Genomic DNA, 23774 nt, shown 5'->3' on the forward strand with positions numbered 1-23774 from the left:
CATTCAAAAGCCATTCCTTTTTTGTGCCTGAACTGAGAAAGATAGCGCGTCGCCCGCCACCCGACCAAGCCCGGACACGGCTCGGGGCCCGGTCGACGTCCGCCGACCGGGCCCCGAGCGCGGCGGTTCAGCCCTTGGCCGCCTGGTAGAGCCGCTCCGGCGTGACCAGCCCGGCGAGCACCCGGCCGTCGTCGGTCAGCAGCACGCTGAACAGCTTGCCGCTGAGCAGCCGGCCGCTTCCCCAGTCGCCGCTGACCTTCGGCAGGTCACCGAGCACCCGGCCCAGCATCTCCGCGTCCGGCGCGTCCTTGCCGGCCTTCGTGCCGCCGGCGCCCGCGCCGAGCGCCTCGTCGAGCTTGGCGACCACCACGGTGGTCCAGCCGGTGCCGACGGTACGCACGTCGGGGTGGTCGGCGTCCGACCCGCCGGTGGCCTTGCCGGCCCCCGGCGCACCGGGCATCCGGCCGGCCGGCCCGGGCCGCTCGTCGGCCGGCGCCTCGGTGACCTTGACGCCGGGCGGCGGGTTGAAGCGGAACTGGTCGGCGTCCGGGGTCCGGAAGTCGACCTGGGTGAAGGCCACCTCGAACGCCGGCTCGTCGGCGCCGTCGGCGAGCACCTCGAAGCGCAGCGGCACGTGCTCCTTGGCATCCAGCGCGATCCGCACCTGGTGCACCAGCGACGCCTTGTCGCGCGGCGTGAGCACCAGCTCGTACACGTCCCGACCGGCCACCGTGGCCGAGCGGCCCACGGTCACCGCGGTGGTCGGGTCGATCGCGGCCAGCGCCTGCTCGGTGGCGTCGGCCGGAGTGGCCGGCGCGGACGCCAGGTCCTTGCCGTCGGCCGGCAGCTTCCGGTGGACGGCGGTGTTCTCCCGGCTGTTCCAGGTCCAGACGTCGCGCCCGTTGCGCAGCACGTCCTGCTCGCCGAGCGTGTCGACCAGGGCGAGCCGCTGCCGGTCCTCGCCGCCGTACCAGACGCGCAGCGTGTGCGTGCCGGAGACCAGGCCGGCGAGCTGGTTGCCGGTGGCCTGGCCGGCGAGCGCGGCGATCGGCGGCAGACCGAGGTCGGCGCGCTGCACCACGGTGCCGGAGAGCCCGTCCAGGCGGGACGTACGCAGGTCTTCCAGCAGCTGGGCCGCGCTGCGCGGCGGCAGGGCCGGGTCGGCGCCGGCGGCGAACGTGCCGACGGCGGCGCCACCACCGATCACGGCGACCCCCGCGGTCACCGGGACCAGCCAGCGCAGCACGGCGCGGTTCTTCATCACGGACATAGTGTGCACCTCCTGCGCTCCATGCTGCGCGATCGTCGCTGTGACGACGCTGAGGAGATCCCCTACGGGTGACCCCATGGTGGCACCCTGGACCGGTGCGGTTGCTGGTGGTGGAGGACGAGACGCGGCTCGCCGCGGCGCTGCGGCGGGGCCTGTCGGCGGAGGGCTTCGTGGTGGACGTGGCCGGCACCGGCCCGGAGGGGCTGGACGCGGCCCGGCACGGTGAGTACGACGCGATGATCCTCGACGTGATGCTGCCCGGCCTCTCCGGCTACGAGGTGGTGCGCCGGCTGCGCGCCGAGCAGCGCTGGCTGCCGGTGCTGATGCTCTCGGCCAAGGACGGCGAGTACGACCAGGCCGACGGGCTGGACTGCGGCGCCGACGACTACCTGACCAAGCCCTTCTCGTACGTGGTGCTGCTGGCCCGGCTGCGGGCGCTGCTGCGCCGCGGCGCGCCCCGGCGGCCGGCCGTGCTGACGGTCGGCGACCTGCGCCTGGACCCGGCCCGGCGGCGGGTCACCCGGGACGACGTCGAGGTGGTGCTGACCAGCCGCGAGTACGCGCTGCTCGACTACCTGATGCGCCGGGCCGGCGAGGTGGTGTCGAAGACCGAGCTGCTGGACCACGTCTGGGACGCCTCGGTCGACACCGCGCCGAACGCGGTGGAGGTCTACGTCGGCTACCTGCGCCGCAAGATCGGCCGGGAGCGGCTGGAGACGGTCCGCGGCGCCGGCTACCGGTTGGCCACGTGATCCGCCCGCTGCGCCGCCTGGGACTGCGGGCCCGGCTGCTGGCGCTGGGCGTGCTCGGGCTGGTGCTCGGGTTCGCGCTCGGCGGCGCGCTGCTGCTCGGCGCGCTCGGCTGGACGCTGCAACGGTCGGTGGACGAGGAGGCGCTGCGCACCGCCGACGCGGTCGCCCTGCTCACCGCCGAGGACGCGCTGCCGGACCCGTTGCCGGTGGCCGGCGGGCAGCTGCGGGTGCAGGTGGTCGACGGGCAGGCCCGGATCCGGGCCGCGTCGATCGACGCGGACCGCCTGGTGCCCATGCTCGGCCCGGACGAGCTGCGGCCCGGGCAGCGGCAGCGGCTGGTGGTGGACGGGCAGCGGGTCGGCATGTCCGGGCCGGTGCGGGTGGTGACGGTGCCGGCCGGCACGGCGCAGGAGCCGCGCACGGTGCTGGTGGCCAAGTCGCTCTCCGACGTCCGGCACAGCCTGCACGTGGTGCGCAACCTGCTGCTGGTCGGCTTCCCGCTGCTGGTGGCCGGGCTGGCGGTGGTGGCGTGGCGGGTGGTCGGCGCGACGCTGCGCCCGGTGGAGGAGCTGCGCAGCGGCGCCGCCGAGATCACCGGCCGGGCGGGGACGGAACGCCTGCCGGTGCCGGCCGGGCAGGACGAGATCCACCGGCTCGCGGTGACGCTCAACGACATGCTGGACCGGTTGGCCGCGTCCCGGGACCGGCAGCGGGCGTTCGTCGCCGACGCCGCGCACGAGTTGCGCAGCCCGCTGACCAACATGCGTACCGAGCTGGAGGTGGCCCGCCGGCTCGGCGGCGACACCGACTGGCCGGCGGTGGCCGACGACCTGCTGGCCGACACCGAGCGGCTGGGCCGCCTGGTCGACGACCTGCTGCTGCTGGCCCGCCTGGACGAGCAGGCGGCGCGACCGTCGCCGGTGGGTCCGGTGGAGCTGGGTGGGCTGCTGCGCGCGGTGGCCGCCCGCTACCCGTCCCCGCCCGTGCGGCTGGTCGTGCCGGACGGGGCGTGGTGGGTCGAGGGGGATCCGGGGGAGCTGCGCCGGGTGCTGGTCAACCTGGTGGACAACGCGCTGCGGCACGCGCACGGCGCGGTGGAGCTGGCCGTGACCGGCCCGGCCGGGGCGTACCACCTGGTCACCGTGACCGACGACGGGCCGGGCGTGCCGGCGGCGGACCGGGAGCGGGTGTTCGCCCGGTTCACCCGGCTGGACGACGCGCGGGCCCGGGACGCCGGCGGCGCGGGCCTCGGCCTGGCCATCGTGCGCGAACTGGTGCGCCGGGCCGGCGGCACGGTCGAGCTGACGGACGCGACGCCGGGCGCCGTCGCGCCCGGGCTGCGGGCGACGGTACGCCTGCCGGCGCTGGCCGAGCCGGACCCGGAGTGAGGCGTCAGCGGCGCCGTTTCGTGCAGACCGGCCCGGTCCGCGCGACGCTGTCGGTGGACCAGACGAGCGCCACGGTGAAGCAGTAGTCGGTGGTGCGGTCGAGGCCGTAGGCGATGTAGTCGGTGGAGCCGGCCGGCAGCGTGGCGAACGTGCCCTGCGGCTGGCCCGAGCGGCCCCCGGCGATCACCACCGGGCCCTCCGCGCCGGTCGGATAGGTCCAGCTCAGCACGATGCTGTCGCGCCGGTCGGTGAGCGCGAGCCGCCCGGGCGGGGTGCCCGGGGAGGCGGCCGGCGGCGTGGTCGGGGCGGGACGCGTCGAGGCCGGCGGGCCGCTGGACGCCGGCGGCGGCGTGTCGCGGGCGTCGTCCACCCGGGACACCCCGGCGATCACCGCGATGGTGCCGAGCAGCAGCGCCACCACCACCCCGAGCACCGCCAGCGGCAGCCAGGGCCGGGCGCGCGGCTCGGCGGCGGGCGGCCGGGGCACGTGCACCGGCAGGTAGCGCGACGGTGGCCCGGGCGGGTCGGCCGGCGGCACCCGGCGTACGCCCGGCGGCGGGTCGTCGGTGAGCCCGACCACGGTCGGGGGCAGCGCGTCCTCGCCGGGCCGCCACGGCTGGTCGACCGGGTCCTCCGGCGGCCACGGGTAGTCGTCGAACGCGTCGCCGTCGGCCTCGGGCGGGGTGCGGGGCGTGGGCACGTGCGCCGCGTCGGCGCCCCGGCCCGGTGGGTGGTAGAGCGGCGTCCGGACCGGGTCGTCGAGCGCGGGCGGGGAGTAGGGCGGCAGGTCGGGGGGACCCTCGGCGGGCGGGGGGACGCGGGCGGCGGGCACCACCGGGGTCTCCGGGGCGGGCGGCTCGGGCGCGGGGCAGACGTGGTCCGGGTCGGCGGCGGCCCGGGCCAGCCCGGCCACCTGCCCGGCGAGCGGGTCGTCGGAGTCCAGGTGGGCCCGGCACAGGTCCTCGGCGAGCGCCAGGTGCTCGTGCGCGTCGGCGTACCGGCCGCAGTCGCGTTCCATCGCGCCGAGCTTGGCCAGCATCTTGATGCCGCTGGGGTGGCCGTCGCCGTAGACCTCGCGGTGCAGCTCCCAGGCGTCCTGGAGCCGGTCGCGGGCCACCTCGCACTGGCCGCGCGCGTATTCCACCGTGGCCAGGTCGGCGTGGGCGGCCAGCACCCGCTGGGACTCCGGCCCGTCGCGGGCGGTCAGCTCGATGATGACGTCGGAGTAGAGGCGGGCCGCGCGGGCGTCGCTGCCGACCCGGTGCAGCACCGCGGCCAGGGTGGCGGCGGCGGTGACGGTGCGCTCGTCGGAGCGGCCGAACAGCCGGGTGGTCGCCGCGTACGCGAACGCGGCCCAGCCCCGGGCGGAGTGCGGCTCGCCGAGCGCGACCAGCAGCCGGGCCTGCAAGCCGGCGGCCTCGGCCAGCTCGGGGGAGGCGTTGGCGGGGCGGGGGTCGGCGTCGCTGAGCGCCTCGGCGAGGAGCCGTTGCGCGCCGGTCAGGTCGCCTTCGGACACCAGGTGGTGCGCCTGGACGGTCAGGTCAGCGAAGCCGGAGGACACGCCCCATCGTGCTCATCCGGCGACGGTAAGTACAACCCCCGGAGTGGATCAGTTTGGTCCCGATCCGGTCAGGTGGGCGGCGAGCGTCTCGCTGATCCGGCGGAGCTGGTCGACCTGGGCCGGGCTGAGCGCGTCGAACAGGTGCCGGCGTACCCCCTCGACGTGGCCGGGGGCGGCGGCGGCCAGGGTGGCGAAGCCGTCGTCGGTGAGCACGGCGAGCTGGCCGCGTCGGTCGGTGGGGCAGTCCTCCCGGCGGATCCAGCCGGCGGCCTCCAGGCGGGCGGCGGCGTGCGAGAGCCGGCTGCGCGAGGAGCCGGTGGCGTCGGCCAGGTCGCTCATCCGCAGCCGCCGGTCGGGGGCCTCGGAGAGCCGGACCAGGATCTCGTAGTAGGCGTGCGGCATGCCGGCGTCGCGTTGCAGCTCGCGGTCGAGCGTCTCCATCAGCGCCCGGGAGGCGGTGAGGAAGGCGCGCCAGGTCCGCTGCTCGTCGGGTTCCAGCCACCGGGTCATGACGACCATCATAACGCCGGTTGTTGAACGCTCAACCAAACCGGGGTACCGTCGGAGCCATGGGAATCCACCGGCTCAACCACGCCGTCCTCTACGTCAGTGACCTGGAGCGCAGCGTCGCCTTCTACCGCGACGTGCTGGGCTTCCGCCGGGTCCCGATGACGCCGGACGGCTTCCGCGGCGCCGCCTTCCTCCAGGCGCCCGACTCCACCAACGACCACGACCTCGGGCTGTTCGAGATCGGCGCGGCGGCCGGGGCGTCGCAGGCCGGCCGGGCCACCGTCGGCCTCTACCACCTGGCCTGGGAGCTGGACACGCTCGACGAGCTGGGCGCCACCGCCGAGCGGCTGGCTGCCGCCGGCGCGCTGGTCGGCACGTCGGACCACGGCACCACCAAGAGCCTCTACGGTCGCGACCCGGACGGGCTGGAGTTCGAGATCGTCTGGATCGTCCCGGCCGCCCTGCTCGACGACGCCGCGCTCACCGCCCGCAAGCGGATCGGCCGGCTCGACCTGGACCGCGAGCGGCAGCGCTACGGCGGCCAGACCCGCGGCGGCGTGGGCATCTCCGTCCCGGCCTGACCGGGGTACGCGGCCACCACGCCGCCCGGGTGCGGTAGAAACGGCACCATGTCGACCGACGCCGTCCTGCGCGAGCTGCTCGTCCGCCAGCTCGACCACTGGCTCCCCGCGGCGCTGCACCGGGCCCGGCGGGCCACGCTCGCGCTCGCGTACGCCGGGGGTTCCGCCGTCGGCGCGGAGGCGGCGCTGCGGGTGGTGGCCGAGTTCGCCGACCGGCTGCGCGGGCGGCGGCTGACCGTGCTGGTGCTGGCGGACGCCGACCCGGACCTGCCGGCGCGCCTCGGCGCCGCCGAGGCCGACCTGCCGAGCGACGTCGCCGTGCACGTGGTGCCCGGCTCGCCGGACCGGCTGCCGGTGGCGCTCAAGGCGGCCGGGGCGGCCGGCGCGCCGCTGTTCACCCTCGTCGACGGCGCCGAGCCGGACCCGGCCCTGCTGTCCGCCGCCGCGTCCGGCCGCCCGGCCGAGCTGCTGCTGGTCACCGCGCCCGGCCGGTCGCTGCGCCCGGCGCTGGCCGCGGCCGGCTTCCCGCTGGTCACCGAGGTCGAGCTGGTGGGGGACGGGCCGGCCCGGCTGCTCGGCTACGCCACCGGCTCCGACCGGGGCCTGGAGGCGGTCAAGGAGGCGCTCTGGGCGGTCGACGAATACGCCGGGGTGCGTTACCGCGACCCGGCCGATCCGCAGGGCCGGCTGCTCGACATCTCGCTGGAGCCCGAGCCCGGCCCGCTGCGGCGCGAGCTGCTGGCCGAGCTGGAGCGCTCCGGCCCGCTGACGGTCAGCGAGCTGCGCCGCTTCGCCGCGACGGACACGGTCTACCGGCCCGCCGACGCCAACCGCGCGCTGGCCTCGATGCTCGCCGCCGGCGCGGTGACCCGCGACCCGGAGCACGGCCGGCTCGGCGGCGACGTGCGGGTCAGCGTCGCCCGGCCCGCTGGGTCATCTGCCTGACCACCACGGACGCGCCGGTGGCGACCACGCCGATGCTGAAGACCATCTGGGCGCAGACGGCCACCCGGGCGATCTGCCCCTGGGCGTGCACATCGCCGTAGCCGATCGTGGTGAGCGTCGCCAGCGCGAAGTAGAGCGCGTCGATCCGGGTGTGCAGCCCGACGAACTCACCGGGCCGGGTGTCCGCCACCACGTAGTCGGCCAACGCGAAGACCAGCAGCCCGGCGATCAGCGCGACGGCGAGCCGGGTGAGCGCCCGGTCCTCCTCCCGGCCGGTCGGCTGCTCGCGGGTGAGCTGGCGGCGGACCTGGCCGGTGACCAGGAACGCGACCACGGCGACCAGCAGCAGCGTGCCGGCGGACCGCAGGGCCAGCCGCAGCCCGTTCGGGTCCGCCTCGACCGGCACCAGGAAGTAGCCGACCAGCATCAGCACGCAGGCCGCGACGGCCCGCCGCCGCATCCGCCGCAGGGTCAGATCCGCCATGTCGAGATTGTTCCGTCGGGGGGTCCTCGTCGGCGGCCGAACGGCGAACCCGGCCCGGACGACGAAGGGGACGACCGGCGAACCGCCGGCGTCCCCTTCGTCGTAACGGTCCGCGGACCGTCAGGCCTTGTCCTGCTTCCAGGAGAGCGGCCCCGGAAGGTCCACGCGGTGGGCGCGGGTGTTCGAGTTCCAGGACCAACGGCCGATCTTGATGCTCCACGAGGAGAACCCGTTCTGGGTGAAGTGGAGGATCAGCGGTCCGTACTTCTTGCGCTTGCGGAACTGGACGCCCATCGGGGGTGCCTCCTTCTTCGTCTCCCTGCCTCTGCGGCATCGAACATGCCCGGATCGACGTTCCGCGAAACCCGGTCGGATCCGCTCTGGACGGTGGGCCTACCGCCCGGCACAATCTCTATTTAAAGGGTAGGTGTTAAGGGGTGGTAAATGCTGGTGGCGACGGCTCGTAACAAAGCCAGCGATGAAAGTCTCACTGACTGGAAGGGCGTTGACCGGCGGAGAGAGCGGCCGGCAGCATGAGGACATGTCGCAGCGGAACGAGCTTCTCCTCACCGCTCGCGTGCACGTCGACCTGGTCCGGCACGCGAGCGCGCTCTGTTGAGCCGAGCGCTCGTCGTTCCCTCTCCGCCGGCCGACCTCACCACGCTCTCCCTCGCCACACCCCGGCGTCCCCTCGTCGCCGCCAACGCCCCGATCTGGTCAAGGTCCGGCCCGGTATCGCACCGGTGATCGGGGTACGGAGTCCGAAGCCCGTGCCCTCGCCGACGAACTGGAGGCGCTGATCGTGCCCGAGCACGCCCTCGCCCAACTCTCCGGCCGGCCCGCCGGGAACGGCTCACCCCGCAGGTTCACCCAGGGCGCCGCCGACGGCTTCAACGTCATCCCACCGCTGCTACCCCACGGACTGGAGGCCTTCGTGGATCACGTCGTACCACTGCTGCGCCGACGCGGGCTGTTCCGGTCGGAATACACCGGGCGCGCCCTGCGCGAGCACTACGGCCTGCCCCGACCGGCCAGCGTCCACGTCACCCGAGAGCTGGTGGCGTCGTGACCACCGTGGACCGCCCCGACGCCGGCACCGTCGAGCTGCGCCCGGTGGACGTCGACTCGTTCCGCGGCCTGCTGCGCCGGCAGGCGTCCACGGTCACCGTGGTCACCACGCCCGGCCTGCGCGGCAACCGGATGCGGGCGGACCTGCCGCCGGCCGGCTTCACCGCCACCTCGTTCACCTCGGTGTCGCTGGACCCGCCGCTGGTGTCGGTCTGCCTCGGCCGCACGTCGTCGAGCTGGCCCACCGTCGAGCAGGCCGAGCACGTGGCCGTGCACCTGCTCGCCTCCGGGCAGCAGGAGATCGCGCAGATCTTTGCCACCAGCGGCATCGACCGGTTCACCGCCCACCCGGGCTGGACCACCGGGCCGTTCGGCGTGCCGCTGATCGGCGACGCGCTCGCCGTGCTGCTGTGCCGGGTGGTCCGGCGGATCGAGGCCGGCGACCACACCATCCTGCTCGGCGAACCGCTCGCGCTGGGCGCCGGCGAGCACGGCGCCCAACCGCCGGACGCCTGCCGGGAGCGGCTGCCCCGGCTGCCCTATGAAGAGGTGGTCAGCACGCTGTGATCAGCGGGGCTCCCACGCGTCCGGCTGGGCGGTCAGCTTGCGCACGTGCGCCGGTAGCCGGCCGCTGACCAGCTCGTCCAGGCTCACCTCGTCGACCACCCGGCGCACCGAGGCGCGCACCGCCACCCAGAGCCGGGGCAGGTTCTCCGCCGCGCCCTCGTACCTCGTCTCCTCGGGGCGCAGCCCGCGGACCCCGGCGAGCGGGCCGTCGACGGCGCGCAACACCTGCCCGATGGTGGTCTCGCGCGGCGGGCGGGCGAGGGTGTAGCCGCCCTCGGCGCCGCGTTGCGCCCGGACGATCCCGGCCCGGCGCAGGTCGGCCAGGACCGCCTCGAGGAACTTGCGGGGCATGTCCTGCTCCGCCGCGATGGCCTGGGTGGACAGCAGGGTGGGGTACGCGGTGGCCAGGCTCAGGGCTGCCCGGACCGCGTAGTCGCCGCGCGCGGAGATCTGCACAGTGCCATCATGCCCGGCCGGCCGGCGCGGGGGAGTCGGCGGGCGGGCGGGGACGCACCAGACGGACGGGCAGCGGCCGTTCCCGGCCGGCCCGGAACGCGCCCGGGCTCACCCCGACCTCGCGGGTGAAGAAGCGCCCGAAGTTGGTCGGCTCGGGAAAACCGAGCCGCCGGCCGATCCGGGCGATCGGCTCGTCGGTGGCGGCGAGCAGCCGGCAGGCCTGCAACGCGACCCGCTCGTCCACCACCTGCTTCGCGCTGCGGCCGGTCACCGCCAGGCAGGCCCGGGTCAGGGTACGCACCGAGCAGCCGATCCGGGCGGCGTAGTCCTCGACCCGGCGGGTGTCCCGGTAGCCGCTTTCCACCTCCCGGCACAGCCGCCGGAACGTCTCCGCCTCGGCCCGTGGCGCGGGCGACCGGTCGGGGTGCGGCAGCAGGCTCAGCCGCAGCAGCAGCACGGCGAGCTGGTGGCGCAGCAGCGCCGCGGCGGCGGGCACCAGCGCGTGCCGGTCGGCGTCCACGGCCAGCTGGCTCACCTCGCCGATCACCGCGTCCTCGTCCTCGCCGGCGAGCTGACGGTGGGTCGGCACCGCGTCCGGGTCGACGTCGAGGCCGCGCAGCGCGTCCGGCCCCCAGCTCACCACCGTCGCGTCCAGCTGCGTGCCGACGCAGCGCAGCGCCTGGCCGGGGTGGGCGCGCAGCAGCGTGCCCGGCCGGCAGGGCACGGCCCGGAAGTCCAGCTCGGCGGTGCCGTGTCCGTGGGTGACCAGGATCAACACGTCCCGGTCGAGCAGGACCGGCCGGGACCAGCCGCGGTCGGCCGTGAGGTCGTCGAGCGCGCCGGTGACGATCTCGTCGGTGCCGAGGCGGGGCTCCGACAGGCCGGTGCGGGTGGCCGGGGAGGGCTGACCGGTAGTGACCATCATCCCGACGGTAACCGGCCCGGCGGCACGTTGCATCTCGACGCTTTCGCCCCGCTCGGGCCGCTCTTGTCGGCGCGTACGCCCGGCGGTTAGGTTACCGATCGGTAAGGCCCGGGCCGGGGGACCGGTCCGCGGCCCGGGCGACGGCGATGGGATGCGCATGACGGATCTGTTCTCGGTCGACGGCAAGACGGTGGTGGTCACCGGCGGCTCGCGGGGGATCGGGCTGATGATCGCCCGCGGTTTCGTCCGGGCCGGCGCCCGGGTCGTCATCTCCTCGCGCAAGGCCGACGTGTGCGAGTCGGTGGCCAAGGAACTCTCCGCCGAGGGCCACTGCGAGGCCATCCCGGCGGACCTGGGCAGCGACGAGGGCGCGCTCGCCCTCGCCGAGGCCGTGCGGCAGCGCCACGACCGGGTGCACGTGCTGGTCAACAACGCCGGCGCCACCTGGGGCGCGCCGCTGGAGGAATACCCGGAAGGCGCGTTCGACAAGCTCTGGGCGGTCAACGTCAAGGCCGTCTTCCGGCTCACCACCGCGCTGCTGCCCGAACTGCGCGCCGCCGCCGCCGACGACGACCCGGCCCGCGTGATCAACATCGGGTCCATCGACGGCATCCGGGTGCCGTTCATGGAGGTGTACGCCTACTCGGCCACCAAGGCGGCCGTGCACATGCTCACCCGCAGCCTGGCCCACCAGCTCGCCGGCGAGCGGATCACCGTCAACGCGATCGCGCCCGGCCCGTTCGAGAGCAAGATGATGGCGTTCGCGCTGGACGACCCGCAGTCGCGCGCGGTCATCGAGCAGCAGGTGCCGCTGGGCCGGATCGGGCGCCCCGAGGACATGGCCGGCACCGCGATCTACCTCGCGTCGCGCGCCGGCGCCTACCTGACCGGCGCGGTCATCCCGGTCGACGGCGGGATCACCACGCACGGCTGAGCGCGCGGCGGCGTACCCCCGGGGTGAGACGGCCCGGGGCCGCGCGGACTCGGCAGATCCGCGCGGCCCCGGGTGGTTGCCGTGTCAGCGCCCGGCGAGCAGCCGGGTCACCGCGGTGTCGACGTCCAGGTGCTCGGCCTCACGGCCGCGCGGGACGACGACGTAGGTCCGGCGCAGGAAGCGCACCAGCACGCTGCGCGGGACCTCGAACAGGGCGTTGCCGTCCGGGGACGACAGCGCGAGCGCGACGAAGTCGCCGCGCGGGGTGGCCCACGGCCAGACCCGGACGTCGCCGATGCCGGCCGGCTCGTCGAGCCCGGTGACCAGCAGTTCGCGGGCGAACGACCAGCTCACCGCCTCGCCGCCGGCGGACTCGGCATGGAACAGGACATGGACCGCATACGGGTCAGCAGGGTCGTAACGCAGGCTGGCACGCACCGGCAAGGCGGTGGCGTCAGGCGCGACGAGCCTTAGCGACGTCTCGACCTCTACGGTCGTCGGTCGGATGACACTCATGGACGTTCTCCCCCCGGCACCGCTGCGGAACGCGCGTGTCCCGCTTTTCCCATACTCAGGTGCTGCTCCTGGCTACGCTCCGCCATACGCTGACTTCACCCAGTGGTGGGAAGGGGGTCGGAAAGCCTTCGGGAACGTGAGAACCCTTGTAGGATTTCCGGTTCCGCCCACTCCGTCGTCCCGCCCGGCAACGGGTGGTTCAGTCGTCGACTTACTCCGGTAACGTCCAGTCGTCAGCAGGGGTGACGGTCCCGGGCGACACTGGGGGTGGAAATGGTCACGAGGGGATCCTCGGTGACGGCGCGGACCAGGGCCGAATCGCCGAAAGGTGCGGCCCGAGCAGCCAAAAGGCGGGGGTACGAGGTGTCGGTCGACGGGCGTTCGCAGGGCGCTCTGGCGGAGCGCAGGCGGGGCTGGCGAGGCCGCCTGCACACCACCCTGGAGCTGATCCGCGCCAACCCCACCGGCCGCGTCGCCCTCAAGGTCTTCATCGGCATCCTCGGCGCCCTCGTGGTCACCGTCGGCATCGCCCTCATCCCGCTGCCCGGCCCCGGCTGGCTGCTGGTCATCGCCGGCCTCGGCGTCTGGGCCGTCGAGTTCCACTGGGCCCGCCGGCTGCTCGCGTTCACCCGCCGACACGTCAACTCCTGGACGCGTTGGGTGACCAGCAGGTCGCTCGGCGTCCGCTTCGTGCTCGGCGCCGTCGGCCTGGTCTTCGTGTCGGTGGTGGTGTGGCTGTCGCTCAAGTACAGCCTCGGCATCGACGTGGTGGCGCGGGCGATGCACTACCTCGCGACGCACTGAGACCCGGTTTTTGGTCCGGGCCCTCGATCGGGTAGAGTCATGCGCGCTGAGGGCGATTAGCTCAGCGGGAGAGCGCTTCGTTCACACCGAAGAGGTCACTGGTTCGATCCCAGTATCGCCCACGCAGGTCAAAGGCCACTTCCCGGCAACGGGAGGTGGCCTTTCTGCTTGCGTACAGCAGCTTTGCGCAGCAGTTCTCGTCAGCGGCTCAGGGATTCGCCGAGGCGCTTGAGTGCTCTACTGATGGGATGCGTGCCCGACTTCTTCTCTGCGTCGCCTTGCTGGCTGCGGGCGTGACGGCGGCAGGGACCGGACTCATGGTCGCCTTGGGATACGTCGCGCAGCCAGGGCCCTTCAACGAGGCGATGCTGGGCGCGGTAGGCGGGGGGATGGCCGCGGCGGGCTTCCGCCGTTGGAGGAGGTACCACTCCTCGGCCTTGGGACACACACGGGGCACAAGACAGCGTGAAACGTCGGCAACCAACCGCCAATGACGTGAGCCCAAGACGGCACGGGACCAGCATGCGGAACGGGCCGGCGCAGGTCACGGGAGGACTCATCCCAGCTCCGCTTCAACGTCTGAGTTAGGAGTGCCTGGCCCGGACGAAGTCCGCGTAGTCCTCCCCCTGGCCGTCACGGACGTCGCGCGACCAGATGCCATATTCGAGGGCGCCGAGGATCGGTCGGTGTCGCAGCGGTCGGAGCACCGCCAGCCCACGATGCGGTTGGAGAACACATCCCGCACCGCGGCCAGCCAGAACACACCCACACCGCAGGGGATGCGGGTGGCGTCAGCGACCCACAACCGGTTCTGCGCCGCAGCCGTGATCTGCCGGTTCACCAGGTCCGGAGCCGGTGTCGCCCTCGGGTTCGACCGGGTGGACGGGATGCGCCACTTCTTGCGCAGGAACGCCCCTTGCAGGCCAGCGTCGCGCATCAACCGCTCGACCCGCTTGCGGTCCACGTGTCGGCCTTGGCGGCGCAGCATCGCGTGCACCCTTGGGCTGCCGTAGGTGCCGCCGGAGACGTCATGGGTCTCCGCGATCTCGACCGCCAGGTCGGCGTCCTCGCGTCGCCGCGCGGACGGGTTCGCGGTGTGGGCGAGCCAGCCGTAGTAGGTCGACACCGCGATGTTGAGGACCCGGAGGACGGGCTCGACCCCGAAGCGGTCTTTCAGCTCGTCGACGAGCGTCACGACCGTCGCCGGGTCGGGTCGAGTTCCGAGGCGAAAAAAGCCGACCGATACGCCGCGTCTGGACAGCGGAGGCATGACACACATAAACGTCGCTAACAGCAGGACGTCCCCGTCCAGCTTTCTCAGCTGGACGGGGACGTCGCTCTTCCTTCGGCTAGCTGGCGATCTTTTCGTAGGCGCCCCAGTTGAAGCCGAACTCGGTGCCGGTGCCGGGCAGGAAGCCTCCGCTGCCGTTGCCGGCGAAGAGGTGGAGGTTCGTGGTGGTGGCGTTGCGGGCGATGAGGTCGGCCTTGGTGTCGCCGTTCCAGTCGCCTACGGCGACGATCGTGTCGTAGGCGCCCCAGTTGAAGCCGAACTCGGTGCCGGTGCCGGGCAGGAAGCCTCCGCTGCCGTTGCCGGCGAAGAGGTGGAGGTTCTTGGTGGTGGCGTTGCGGGCGATGAGGTCGGCCTTGGTGTCGCCGTTCCAGTCGCCTACGGCGACGATCGTGTCGTAGGCGCCCCAGTTGAAGCCGAACTCGGTGCCGGTGCCGGGCAGGAAGCCTCCGCTGCCGTTGCCGGCGAAGAGGTGGAGGTTCGTGGTGGTGGCGTTGCGGGCGATGAGGTCGGCCTTGGTGTCGCCGTTCCAGTCGCCTACGGCGACGATCGTGTCGTAGGCGCCCCAGTTGAAGCCGAACTCGGTGCCGGTGCCGGGCAGGAAGCCTCCGCTGCCGTTGCCGGCGAAGAGGTGGAGGTTCTTGGTGGTGGCGTTGCGGGCGATGAGGTCGGCCTTGGTGTCGCCGTTCCAGTCGCCTACGGCGACGATCGTGTCGTAGGCGCCCCAGTTGAAGCCGAACTCGGTGCCGGTGCCGGGCAGGAAGCCTCCGCTGCCGTTGCCGGCGAAGAGGTGGAGATTCGTGGTGGTGGCGTTGCGGGCGATGAGGTCGGCCTTGGTGTCGCCACTCCAATCGATAGCACTCAGACGTCCACCGCCCCCGATAAGGTCGTAGCCGTACCAGTTGCTTCCGAACACGGTGCCGGTGTCTGGCAGGAATCCGCCGGATCCGTTGCCGGCGAAGAGGTGCATGTTCTTGGTGCTGGCGTTGCGGGCGATGATGTCTGGCTTGGTGTCGCCGTTCCAGTCGCCTGGGGAGAAGATGGTGTCGTAGCCGTACCAGTTGTTCCCGAACACGGTGCCGGTGTCTGGCAGGAATCCGCCGGATCCGTTGCCGGCGAAGAGGTGCATGTTCTTGGTGCTGGCGTTGCGGGCGATGATGTCTGGCTTGGTGTCGCCGTTCCAGTCGCCTGGGGAGAAGATGGTGTCGTAGCCGTACCAGTTGTTCCCGAACACGGTGCCGGTGTCTGGCAGGAATCCGCCGGATCCGTTGCCGGCGAAGAGGTGCATGTTCTTGGTGCTGGCGTTGCGGGCGATGATGTCTGGCTTGGTGTCGCCGTTCCAGTCGCCTGGGGAGAAGATGGTGTCGTAGCCGTACCAGTTGTTCCCGAACACGGTGCCGGTGTCTGGCAGGAATCCGCCGGATCCGTTGCCGGCGAAGAGGTGCATGTTCTTGGTGCTGGCGTTGCGGGCGATGATGTCTGGCTTGGTGTCGCCGTTCCAGTCGCCTGGGGAGAAGATGGTGTCGTAGCCGTACCAGTTGTTCCCGAACACGGTGCCGGTGTCTGGCAGGAATCCGCCGGATCCGTCGCCGGCAAAGAGGTGCATGTTCTTGGTGCTCGCGGTGCGCGCGATAATGTCATTTTTTCCGTCGGCGTCGAAATCGTCGCGACTGCTTCGACCCCCCTCGCCGATGATGTCGAAGGCCTTCCAGTCGTTGCTGAAGACCCCGCCGGTGCCGGCTTGGAAGTCGCCGGCTCCGTTGCCCTTGTAGAGGTGCAGGTTCTTGGTCTGGGCGTTGCGGGCGATGATGTCTGGCTTGCCGTCGCCGCTGAAGTCGCCGGGGGAGAAGATGGTGTCGAAGGCCTTCCAGTCGTTGCTGAAGACCCCGCCGGTGCCGGCTTGGAAGTCGCCGGCTCCGTTGCCCTTGTAGAGGTGCAGGTTCTTGGTCTGGGCGTTGCGGGCGATGATGTCTGGCTTGCCGTCGCCGCTGAAGTCGCCGGGGGAGAAGATGGTGTCGAAGGCCTTCCAGTCGTTGCTGAAGACCCCGCCGGTGCCGGCTTGGAAGTCGCCGGCTCCGTTGCCCTTGTAGAGGTGCAGGTTCTTGGTCTGGGCGTTGCGGGCGATGATGTCTGGCTTGCCGTCGCCGCTGAAGTCGCCGGGGGAGAAGATGGTGTCGAAGGCCTTCCAGTCGTTACTGAAGACGGCACCGCTACCAGCCTGGAAGCCGCCGGATCCGTTGCCCTTGTACAGGTGCAGGTCCTTGGTCCGGGCGTTGCGGGCGATGACATCCGGTTTGCCGTCGCCGCTGAAGTCGCCCGGAGAGAAGATGGTGTCGAACTTCGACCAGTCGTTGCTGAAGGCCGTGCCGGTACCAGCACGGAGACCGCCGGATCCGTTGCCCTTGTAGAGGTGCAGGTCCTTGGTCTGGGCGTTGCGGGCGATGATGTCCGGGTTACCGTCGCCGTCAAAGTCACCGCGCTTCCAACCCGGGCTTCCGCTGCCGCCGCCGGGATCGCCGCCGCCGCCCGGGTCACCGCCGCCGCCGCCGCCGCCATCACCTTCGGCGCAGCCATTGCCGTCGGTTGACCCGCAGCCCGCCTCGTGACCCCAGACGCCGGGGAAAGAATACCAACTAAAGAAGTTAACGTATGCGTAGTCCAGATACCTAGGCACCGTGCTCTCCCGGGAATACGCGGCGAACACGGCGGCCATATCTTGCACGCCCTCTTCAACGCAGGCGGCAAACCACCAGTAGTCCGGGCAATTCTGCCAGTTAAAGCTCATGTCGCCGGCATCGGCCGGCCTGTCAATATAGTCGATGTTGTAGGTCTCACAAGGAGTGAAGCTCGTAGCCACGTTGTACAAACCGACCTGCATGGGTTCACCGCAGTCTCCCTTATGGGGGCCAGGTCGGGGATCGAGACCACCCCAGCCCTCAAGGATTTCTCGCGAGGCGGCATCTGGATATGTCCGCATCCCCATGGTTTCGACGGCGTTATCTCGGCCCATGTTTGCGAACGGCGTCGCTACTGCCCACCGCTTGTACGCCCAGGCGTCACGATCCGTTCGTGTTTCGATGTAGTCTTTCTGCTGCTCCCAGTGGTAGTTGAGTTGCCCCCAATCGGTGCGCAATACAAATTCGCCCTCATTGTAATACGAGAACGTGTCGAAGCCCGGGCCGTTCGGGTAGACCAGCGTGTGGTTCTGTTGGCTGGAGACCGGCCCTCCAGTCGCGGCCGCCGATTCCGAATAGATCTTCCGGCCTTCAGCATCCGATTTGATACCAGCGCCGAAAACAACCGATTCGATCTTGTAGTCACGGGTAGCGACAACTTCGGCAACCTTGCCGTCGTCGCGCTCCAGGCGCAAGTAGTCCACTGAATCGGCGTCGAGGAACTTTCCAGAGGCGGCCGACTTGCGGAGGAACTTGTCTTTTAGTTCTGTTCCGCGCGCCTTGTTGCGGCGGCTTTCGGTGTACTGCTGCTTAAGGGTGGTGCGAGCGCCGGCAGTGGCCTCATCGTGGAACGTTACCGTTGAAAAGGCCTTTTCCTCAGGCTCTGGTTCGGCTGCCGTAGCGGCGGATGCAGGTACTAAGACTATGCCTGCCACGACAGATAGAACCAGCCCGATCCGGGCTCCTAGTTCTGATCCCAATTTTCCTGGGCTCCCTAGCTAGACTGAGGGGACGCAGATGCTGCGACAGGCGCAGGTAGCGACGCTCTCGTTGATGATCATCTGGACGCGGAGGATACACTCCGTCCGCACTTCTCGCTGACCCTCGTGGCGCCTGGCCTATTACTGCTGCTCAGGGGTGGTTTAGCGGCGCTCCCGCGAACGGGGTATGGCTGTCCATGAGGGCGGCATGTATCTTCACTCCTCCTGCGGTGAGCAGTACTGCCGACACACTCTTGACGGAATTGGACTTATGGGAAGAAGCGCCGGATCTCGGAGGCACCTCCGCTCGACCAGGCTGAACCAGATACTTATCGGTCTATTGCTGTTGGCCGGGCTGATTGCAGCGGCGGCGGCGTTTGTGCCCGATGGAGCGAGCTCGGATACGCCGACCTCCCACAGAAGTGGAGCCCCTGGCTCCGGCACCCGTCTCAATTCCGCTCGTGAATTTGACGCGTGCGCGGCGAAAACTGCAAGGTGCGGGAGCGTTCTGTCGGCAGATGCGGGCGCAGTTGAATATGCAATCATTGCGGGCAGTGGCCGTGCTGGGCTAATCCTGGTGGAAGTCGGCGGGCCTGGCGCGACTGCCCTTTCTCATCGCGATCTCGACTCCCTCGGTCTTCCGCCGGCTCTGTCCTCCTACGACATTCTCCTCGTTAACGAGCCGTGGCTGTCTAAGACCCAATCAAATCATTGCGAAGCAGTCTTGGCGGAATTCGTAGCATCGATTGGCAATCATCCGCCCGCCTCGCCTCTTGTCGTACCCGCATGCGACGTTCCGACGTGGACGTCTTCAACCTATACGGATGCAGTGCGCGCTATCCTCGCTCAGGAGAAGCGAACTCTCTCGGGGATCGTGGGACATTCCTATGGCGCGCTCCCGGCCGTTTCGGCTGCGCGAGAGCATCCGAGCGCCTGGCTGGTTCTTAATGCACCGATAGCCCCGTCTTCAACGTCAGGAAACTCGGTATTGGCGGCCCGAGTCCAATCCGTTTCTCGGGCACTCAACCGTAGTTACTCATCGACCTGCGGAAGCTTGGGTCTGGACTGCACTAAAAGCGGGACAGAAGTGGTGGCCAAGGCGATGCAGAGTGCATCTACCGATATTGCACGTGATGGGGAAAGCCAGATCACGCCAACTGATGTGGGAGGTGCGACGCTAGGCGCTGCCTATGCTCTGGGCGCCAACGAGCGGTGGTTGTGGACGACGTTATCGCGGCTGCCTCGCATCGATGCTGAGACGCTAGACCAGTTGCACAGAATGGCAAGCCAGGTCTTCATGCGATACGGATCCGGAGACGTCTCCCCCAACCTCGCTGCCTTCATAGCTGGCACGTGCCGCAGCTTTACTGGCTGGAGCAATGCAACCGGAAGCCGCGCCTCGGGCGCAGCTGCGCTCTTCGCGTCCATAATGCGCGAGTGCACCGCGGCTCCCACTAGTGTGGCAAGTTGGCCGGTTGCCAAGGTACCTAAACGCGCTGGGCAGGTTTGCCTGTTCCGAAACATCACCGACCCTGTAACCCCCGCAGAATGGGCTGACCAGTGGCAGGAAAATATTCCTGATGCAACGGTACTAACGTACCACCATAATGGGCATGCTAGCCTCTCCACCGCCGTCAGCCTTACGAAAACCTCCGGCTGCCGTGCACTCGCCGCCGTAAAGGCCAACCAAGGCTGACGTGCTCCATCTTCTTGAGCAAGAAGCACGTTCTGAGCTGAACGTCTTATTGGCAGGTGGTGCAGCATGAAAGCAGACCGTTGTAGATGTGGTGTCGGCAACTAGGGTCTGTCAAGCAGCGGCCGTCATCTCTCACCTCGCTCCTTGCGGTAGGTGCCGAGTGCGTTATCGAATCGCGTGCCGTTCCAGGGCAAGGTGTGGGTGTGGGTTTCGCCTGTAGAGCGATGCATCACCTCGACCGTAAGGGTGTCCCCCTCTACCTTCCAGCCGCCTGGGATTACGTATTGCCCGGCGTTCGCGATAGGCACATCAAGTACAACGAACTTGTCTGCGCCTTGGCCGAACAAGTAGAGAGAGTCGAAAGATCCCGTTGTATCTGTGCATTGCACCTGAGCTAGAAGCTCTTGGTTGCCGTCGTGGTCGAAGTCGGTAGGCCTGATTTTGCTTGTCATCCTGTACGTCGCGCCGTCAATTTGCAGCCCATGTACGTCGAATCGTGTGGTTCGACCCGGGCAGACGGACGCACCGTCCCGCAGGATCGTTGCCAGCTCCACGGGTGATCCAACCGATTGCTCCAATGACATCAAAAGCAGGGGGGACGTTCGGCCACCCACCTGTGTGAATTCGGTGCCGTTCCATTGGTAGGTGCGGGAGTGGGCCGGTGCGTACACCGCATTGGCCCTGGCGTCGGGGCCGATCCATCCGTACTGGACCTGCGCCATGAGTTTCTGGTTCTCCACCTTGAAAGATGGGTACTCGGCGTAAGGCTGCCCGGCATAGCCTAGACCGGCTAACGAATGGTCGGCTCGCATGGTGACCACGAGAAGTTGCCCGCCCCGAAGGCCGTTCCGCAGAGCCGTCGCGGGTAGGTCACTACACAAGATGTTGAGGACGGCCTCCGGCTCACCGTCGCCCGTGAGGTCGCCATAGGCGATGTCACGGGAATTCAGGATCAGTCTTTGGCCGCGATCTCCGGCTGGAGCCCATGCGAAGTCCGCCAGGGCCTCATCGCTTCCCACCGGCTGCATGTGCTGCCTGCCAGTGGGGCAGGGCATGTCGGAGTGCGTCGGTAGGTCGATCACTGCTTGCTGCCAGCGAACCTCGCCAATCACGCTGGCAGTCGGAACGTCGCCGGGCTCGTCCCCATCACCGACAACGAAGACCCCGACAACCAGGACCACCGCCAGGCTGACGATCACCGCAATGGCCGGAAGCCACCCTGGCCAAGGCCGGCGCGCGAACGGGGACTCAAGTTCAGGCACGGACGGCTCCCTTAGCGACCATAGGAATCCCAACCCGAGGCTGGGTGACCTATCCTGGCACGATCCGCTGCCCAGGCCGTACCTGCCTCGTCCCGGGACGACGCTGCGAACCTACCCCGCCGATGATCAACAGCCATTGGCCGAGGCAATCGAGACGGGGACGGCAAACCCCGCGAACGTGCCAGGCCCGCCAAAGACTGACAACAGGCGAGACGGAGACAGCGCTAAACCCCCAGCTGCGTAGACCAGGCAAAGGAAGTTCGCCGCGTCGCTTGGCGGCTCGACAGCACTGCTGACAGCAACGGCGCCACACGACAACAGTCCGACGAGCACTGGCACGGACGAAGCTCCGAGCATCCAGCCGGTCCTGGACGTGTGCGGACGAGCGGCACAGAGCTTGTAAGCGAGTGGTCCAGGCCGTGCCGGCTGACCTTGGGGAGGGCTACTCCGCGACGAAAACGCCCACGCCGGGCAGCGTTTCGGTCATCCCCTTGATCCGTAGTACCTGCATGGCCCGGTCAATAACCGGCTCGGTAACGCTGTAGTGCTCGATCAGCTCTCGCCGGCTGGGTAGCTTGGAGCCCGGCGGGAACTCGCCGTTAGCGATGCGTTCGGCGAGGTCGTCGGCGATCTGCTCGTAGCGGTAACGCGGTGGCACGGTGTTCCCCTCGGTTGGCAACACGAGTAGACCACCTACGTCAGCCCTGACTACCCAACGGTACCTATGGGTGTTGCGGAGGAGGTCGATTCCCCCGGTTGGCGCTGTGGGCCGTCCTCGCCGGCGTGGATGTCCGGCGCATCCCCCGCGATCGGGCATCCACGCCTCCGGACACCTGCGGCACCAGGAGGCGGCAGTGCTCCCTTCCCATTCCTCAATCCGGCGAATAGCGGACCCGATGGCTGTGGCGAGCCGATGAAGCGGGTCTCCTACGACGAGTACGTCCTGGCGGTAGCGCTGACCCTTGCCCGCCGCCATCGGCCTGTGTGGTCCTGGCGGCACTGGCGACACATCTACCGCTGCGGCGCCACTCTGCCGTGTGGAAGCCGCCACCGCATCCCGATCAACCGCGGCCACTGGCCCAGCCAGGGCGGTCCGCGATGACGACGCACCATCCGATCATGCCGGCCTGGACCTGCGGCGGCTGTGCGGGGGAGTGGCCCTGCCAGACCCGGCGGCGGGAGCTGCGAGCGGAGTACGACCGCGCCCTGGTGTCGCTTGCCCTGTATCTGGCCGCCCAGCTCGTCGACGCCGCCCAGGACCTGGCCCACGTCCCCGCCGGCCACCTGCACCACCGATTCCTGGGCTGGACGCGATGAGCATCCTGCGACGCGGTGATGAGAAGTTCCACTACAGCGATGGCTCCCACAAGTGGACCCCGCCGGACCCGGACTACGACCAGGAGGTCTGGGAGGAGCAGGTCCGCCAGCACAAGCAAGGCCACCTCAGAAACGAGCGCCCGAAGGTCCGCATCCAACGTCTAAATCTGATGCCGGCAATACAGCAGCGAAGTGCAGCAGCCGTGCCAGCCGAACCAGGCCGAGCAGCACACCAACAGGCCGTTTGACCTCGCATCGAACCCGATCCGACCGGCTCGCCGAGAGTTCACACCGAAGAGGTCACCGGTTCGATCCCCGTATCGCCCACGCAGGTCGAAGGCCACCTCTCAGCTTTGGGAGGTGGCCTTTCTGCTTGCGTACAGCAGTTCCGTCAGCGGCCGAGTGAGTCGCCGAGGCGTCTGAGTGCGTCTCTGCGGCTGTCGTACTAGCCGGCCACGAAGTGGCGTACCGAATCCTGGTCGGCCAGGTCCGGTGCTGTCGGTGAGCTCGGCGGCGGCCTGCTCGCCCGCACTGGTACGGCGCACGCCAGGACCATCGCTGCCGCCCGCACTGGCCAACGCCCGTCGGGTCTTGATTCCGATGCCCGCTCCGCCGCCGGTGACGACAGCGCGCCGGCCGGTGCGATCGACGCTGTCGACCACCCCGGCGGCGGTCGAGCGGAGTGGTGATCCGCTCCGCTGGGTCACGTCAATGCGACCTCAAGAGTTCGAGGCGCCTCGTCACTCGACCTCAATCACGATCTTGCCGGTACCGGTGCCGCCCTCCACGATGGCATGGGCGTCGGCCACCGTGGCGAGGGTGAACCGCCGTGGATCGACGAGCGGCTGCAACGCTCCCTGGTCAGCCAGGACGGCCGCCTCGCGCAGAATCTCGCCGTGGTGCTCGCGTCCCTTGCCGGTCAGCATCGGCAGCAGGGCGAAGACTCCGGAGTAGCTGGCACCACGGAACGACAGCGGCGCGAGGCTGTGCGTACCCCACCCCAGAATGCTGACGACACGGCCGGTGTAGGTGCGTACCGCGGTGAAAGACAGGTCCAGGCCAGCGCCGCCGACGGTGTCGAGGACCACGTCGAAGCCCTCGCCGCCGGTGTACTCGGTGACATAGTCCTCGACCGTCGTGCTCGTGTAGTCGATCGGAGTCGCACCGAGTCGAGCGATGGTCTCCAAGCTTCGGGTCGATCCGGTGGCGAAGACCTCGGCGCCGCGGGCGCGGGCGAGCTGGACGGCGATCCGCCCGACGCCGCCGGCGCCGCCGTGCACCAGTACCTGTTGGCCTGCCGTGACCCGCGCCCGGTCCACCAGCCCTTCCCAGGCGGTGATGACGGCCAGCGGCAGAGCTGCCGCCTCGCGCAGACTCAGCGACTCCGGCTTTCGGGCGAGCAACCGGGCGTCCACGGCGACGTACTCGGCGAGCGACCCTTGAAGATCACCCACGCCACCGGTCAGCCCGTACACCTCGTCACCGGCGTCGAAGCCGGTGACCTCCGGGCCGACCTCCGCCACGACACCGGCCAGGTCCAGACCGAGTACGGCCGGCGGCTGTATCCGGGCGTGGGCGGCCTTTCCAGCTCGGATCTTGGTGTCCAGCGGGTTGACGCCACTCGCCGCGACCCGGACCAGTACCTGTCCGGGACCCGGTACCGGCTTCTCGATCTCCGTCAGGACCAGCGGGGCGCCGAATTCCTTGAGCACTACCGCGCGCATGTTGCTACCTCTCCTTCCAGTTCCTGATGGGGGTGCGCCGGCGGGCCGAGCAGGGTACGCACGAACAGTAC

At 70.0% G+C, this 23774-nt stretch carries 24 protein-coding genes and 1 tRNA gene; 12 read left to right on the plus strand and 13 right to left on the minus strand.

The window, feature by feature from the left end; translation table 11 throughout:
* Positions 1-127: 127 nt before the first annotated feature.
* On the minus strand, positions 128-1270 hold the full coding sequence (locus ACN27B_RS18760; RefSeq protein WP_422741113.1) for a LolA family protein: 1143 nt from the start codon (positions 1268-1270) through the stop codon (positions 128-130).
* A gap of 95 nt (positions 1271-1365) precedes the next feature.
* On the opposite strand from ACN27B_RS18760, the gene ACN27B_RS18765 reads away from it, so the two are divergent.
* Together ACN27B_RS18765 and ACN27B_RS18770 are read left to right on the plus strand one after the other, a co-directional pair.
* Entirely contained in the window at positions 1366-2022 is a 657-nt protein-coding gene (locus ACN27B_RS18765; protein WP_091579106.1) for a response regulator transcription factor, read from the plus strand.
* Positions 2023-2060: 38 nt separating this feature from the next.
* Positions 2061-3410 (plus strand): sensor histidine kinase, encoded by a 1350-nt coding sequence (locus ACN27B_RS18770; RefSeq protein WP_422746015.1) that lies wholly within the window; start codon positions 2061-2063, stop codon positions 3408-3410.
* A gap of 4 nt (positions 3411-3414) precedes the next feature.
* Here ACN27B_RS18770 and ACN27B_RS18775 read toward each other — a convergent pair whose 3' ends face one another.
* Together ACN27B_RS18775 and ACN27B_RS18780 are read right to left on the minus strand one after the other, a co-directional pair.
* Positions 3415-4971 (minus strand): tetratricopeptide repeat protein, encoded by a 1557-nt coding sequence (locus ACN27B_RS18775; protein WP_422741114.1) that lies wholly within the window; start codon positions 4969-4971, stop codon positions 3415-3417.
* 48 nt (positions 4972-5019) lie between these two features.
* The gene (locus tag ACN27B_RS18780; protein WP_091583884.1) at positions 5020-5490 is read right to left on the minus strand and encodes a MarR family winged helix-turn-helix transcriptional regulator; all 471 of its coding nucleotides are present in this window, start codon (positions 5488-5490) and stop codon (positions 5020-5022) included.
* 50 nt (positions 5491-5540) lie between these two features.
* On the opposite strand from ACN27B_RS18780, the gene ACN27B_RS18785 reads away from it, so the two are divergent.
* Both ACN27B_RS18785 and ACN27B_RS18790 read left to right on the plus strand, forming a co-directional pair.
* A complete protein-coding gene (locus ACN27B_RS18785) occupies positions 5541-6062 on the plus strand; it encodes a VOC family protein (protein ID WP_099161884.1) in 522 nt (173 codons plus the stop codon).
* Between the two features lie 48 nt (positions 6063-6110).
* A complete protein-coding gene (locus tag ACN27B_RS18790; protein ID WP_422741115.1) occupies positions 6111-7007 on the plus strand; it encodes a hypothetical protein in 897 nt (298 codons plus the stop codon).
* On the opposite strand, the gene ACN27B_RS18795 is transcribed toward ACN27B_RS18790, so the two are convergent.
* Complete coding sequence (locus tag ACN27B_RS18795; protein ID WP_099161882.1) at positions 6973-7491, minus strand: potassium channel family protein; 519 nt, start codon at positions 7489-7491, stop codon at positions 6973-6975. The genes ACN27B_RS18790 and ACN27B_RS18795 overlap by 35 nt on opposite strands.
* Before the next feature lie 120 nt (positions 7492-7611).
* Positions 7612-7785: a DUF4236 domain-containing protein gene (locus ACN27B_RS18800; RefSeq protein ID WP_064498970.1), complete on the minus strand. Its 174-nt coding sequence runs from the start codon at positions 7783-7785 to the stop codon at positions 7612-7614.
* Between the two features lie 247 nt (positions 7786-8032).
* On the opposite strand from ACN27B_RS18800, the gene ACN27B_RS18805 reads away from it, so the two are divergent.
* The 3 genes from ACN27B_RS18805 to ACN27B_RS18815 all read left to right on the plus strand — a co-directional run bounded on the left by ACN27B_RS18805 (position 8033) and on the right by ACN27B_RS18815 (position 9126).
* Entirely contained in the window at positions 8033-8110 is a 78-nt protein-coding gene (locus tag ACN27B_RS18805; protein ID WP_355097166.1) for a putative leader peptide, read from the plus strand.
* 183 nt (positions 8111-8293) lie between these two features.
* Positions 8294-8560, plus strand: a complete 267-nt coding sequence (locus ACN27B_RS18810) for a hypothetical protein (RefSeq protein ID WP_422741116.1) — start codon at positions 8294-8296, stop codon at positions 8558-8560.
* Positions 8557-9126, plus strand: coding sequence for a flavin reductase family protein (locus tag ACN27B_RS18815; protein WP_253866605.1), 570 nt, complete (start codon positions 8557-8559; stop codon positions 9124-9126). Before ACN27B_RS18810 ends, ACN27B_RS18815 begins: the two co-directional genes overlap by 4 nt.
* Here the strand turns inward: ACN27B_RS18815 and ACN27B_RS18820 are convergent, their stop codons facing one another.
* Both ACN27B_RS18820 and ACN27B_RS18825 read right to left on the minus strand, forming a co-directional pair.
* Positions 9127-9582, minus strand: a complete 456-nt coding sequence (locus ACN27B_RS18820; RefSeq protein WP_098745685.1) for an RrF2 family transcriptional regulator — start codon at positions 9580-9582, stop codon at positions 9127-9129. It abuts the gene before it with no gap.
* A gap of 7 nt (positions 9583-9589) precedes the next feature.
* A complete protein-coding gene (locus ACN27B_RS18825) occupies positions 9590-10507 on the minus strand; it encodes a helix-turn-helix transcriptional regulator (RefSeq protein WP_091579076.1) in 918 nt (305 codons plus the stop codon).
* A gap of 157 nt (positions 10508-10664) precedes the next feature.
* Here ACN27B_RS18825 and ACN27B_RS18830 point away from each other — a divergent pair, with 157 nt between their 5' ends.
* Positions 10665-11441 carry a glucose 1-dehydrogenase gene (locus tag ACN27B_RS18830; RefSeq protein ID WP_422741117.1) on the plus strand — a complete coding sequence of 259 codons (777 nt, stop codon included), beginning with the start codon at positions 10665-10667 and terminating at the stop codon, positions 11439-11441.
* 84 nt (positions 11442-11525) lie between these two features.
* Here the strand turns inward: ACN27B_RS18830 and ACN27B_RS18835 are convergent, their stop codons facing one another.
* Positions 11526-11957 carry an SsgA family sporulation/cell division regulator gene (locus ACN27B_RS18835; protein WP_053653619.1) on the minus strand — a complete coding sequence of 144 codons (432 nt, stop codon included), beginning with the start codon at positions 11955-11957 and terminating at the stop codon, positions 11526-11528.
* Positions 11958-12230: 273 nt separating this feature from the next.
* On the opposite strand from ACN27B_RS18835, the gene ACN27B_RS18840 reads away from it, so the two are divergent.
* Together ACN27B_RS18840 and ACN27B_RS18845 are read left to right on the plus strand one after the other, a co-directional pair.
* Positions 12231-12761, plus strand: a complete 531-nt coding sequence (locus ACN27B_RS18840; RefSeq protein WP_172967823.1) for a TIGR02611 family protein — start codon at positions 12231-12233, stop codon at positions 12759-12761.
* A gap of 50 nt (positions 12762-12811) precedes the next feature.
* A tRNA-Val gene (locus tag ACN27B_RS18845) sits at positions 12812-12883 on the plus strand.
* A 434-nt stretch (positions 12884-13317) separates the two neighbouring features.
* Here the strand turns inward: ACN27B_RS18845 and ACN27B_RS18850 are convergent.
* Positions 13318-13956, minus strand: a complete 639-nt coding sequence (locus ACN27B_RS18850) for an IS3 family transposase (RefSeq protein WP_157779102.1) — start codon at positions 13954-13956, stop codon at positions 13318-13320.
* Positions 13957-14110: 154 nt separating this feature from the next.
* A complete protein-coding gene (locus ACN27B_RS18855; protein ID WP_422741118.1) occupies positions 14111-17659 on the minus strand; it encodes an FG-GAP-like repeat-containing protein in 3549 nt (1182 codons plus the stop codon).
* 1474 nt (positions 17660-19133) lie between these two features.
* On the opposite strand from ACN27B_RS18855, the gene ACN27B_RS18860 reads away from it, so the two are divergent.
* Positions 19134-19400: an alpha/beta hydrolase gene (locus ACN27B_RS18860; protein ID WP_422746018.1), complete on the plus strand. Its 267-nt coding sequence runs from the start codon at positions 19134-19136 to the stop codon at positions 19398-19400.
* Between the two features lie 125 nt (positions 19401-19525).
* Here ACN27B_RS18860 and ACN27B_RS18865 read toward each other — a convergent pair whose 3' ends face one another.
* Together ACN27B_RS18865 and ACN27B_RS18870 are read right to left on the minus strand one after the other, a co-directional pair.
* Entirely contained in the window at positions 19526-20662 is a 1137-nt protein-coding gene (locus ACN27B_RS18865; RefSeq protein ID WP_422741119.1) for a hypothetical protein, read from the minus strand.
* A gap of 442 nt (positions 20663-21104) precedes the next feature.
* Positions 21105-21344, minus strand: a complete 240-nt coding sequence (locus tag ACN27B_RS18870) for a winged helix-turn-helix domain-containing protein (protein WP_174526213.1) — start codon at positions 21342-21344, stop codon at positions 21105-21107.
* A 416-nt stretch (positions 21345-21760) separates the two neighbouring features.
* Here ACN27B_RS18870 and ACN27B_RS18875 point away from each other — a divergent pair, with 416 nt between their 5' ends.
* A complete protein-coding gene (locus ACN27B_RS18875; protein WP_422741120.1) occupies positions 21761-21979 on the plus strand; it encodes a flavin reductase in 219 nt (72 codons plus the stop codon).
* 740 nt (positions 21980-22719) lie between these two features.
* Here ACN27B_RS18875 and ACN27B_RS18880 read toward each other — a convergent pair.
* On the minus strand, positions 22720-23703 hold the full coding sequence (locus ACN27B_RS18880) for a zinc-dependent alcohol dehydrogenase family protein (RefSeq protein WP_422741121.1): 984 nt from the start codon (positions 23701-23703) through the stop codon (positions 22720-22722).
* Positions 23704-23774 lie beyond the last annotated feature (71 nt).

The organism is Micromonospora sp. WMMD754 (assembly GCF_049315235.1).
GTDB classification, from domain to species: Bacteria; Actinomycetota; Actinomycetes; order Mycobacteriales; family Micromonosporaceae; genus Micromonospora; species Micromonospora sediminicola.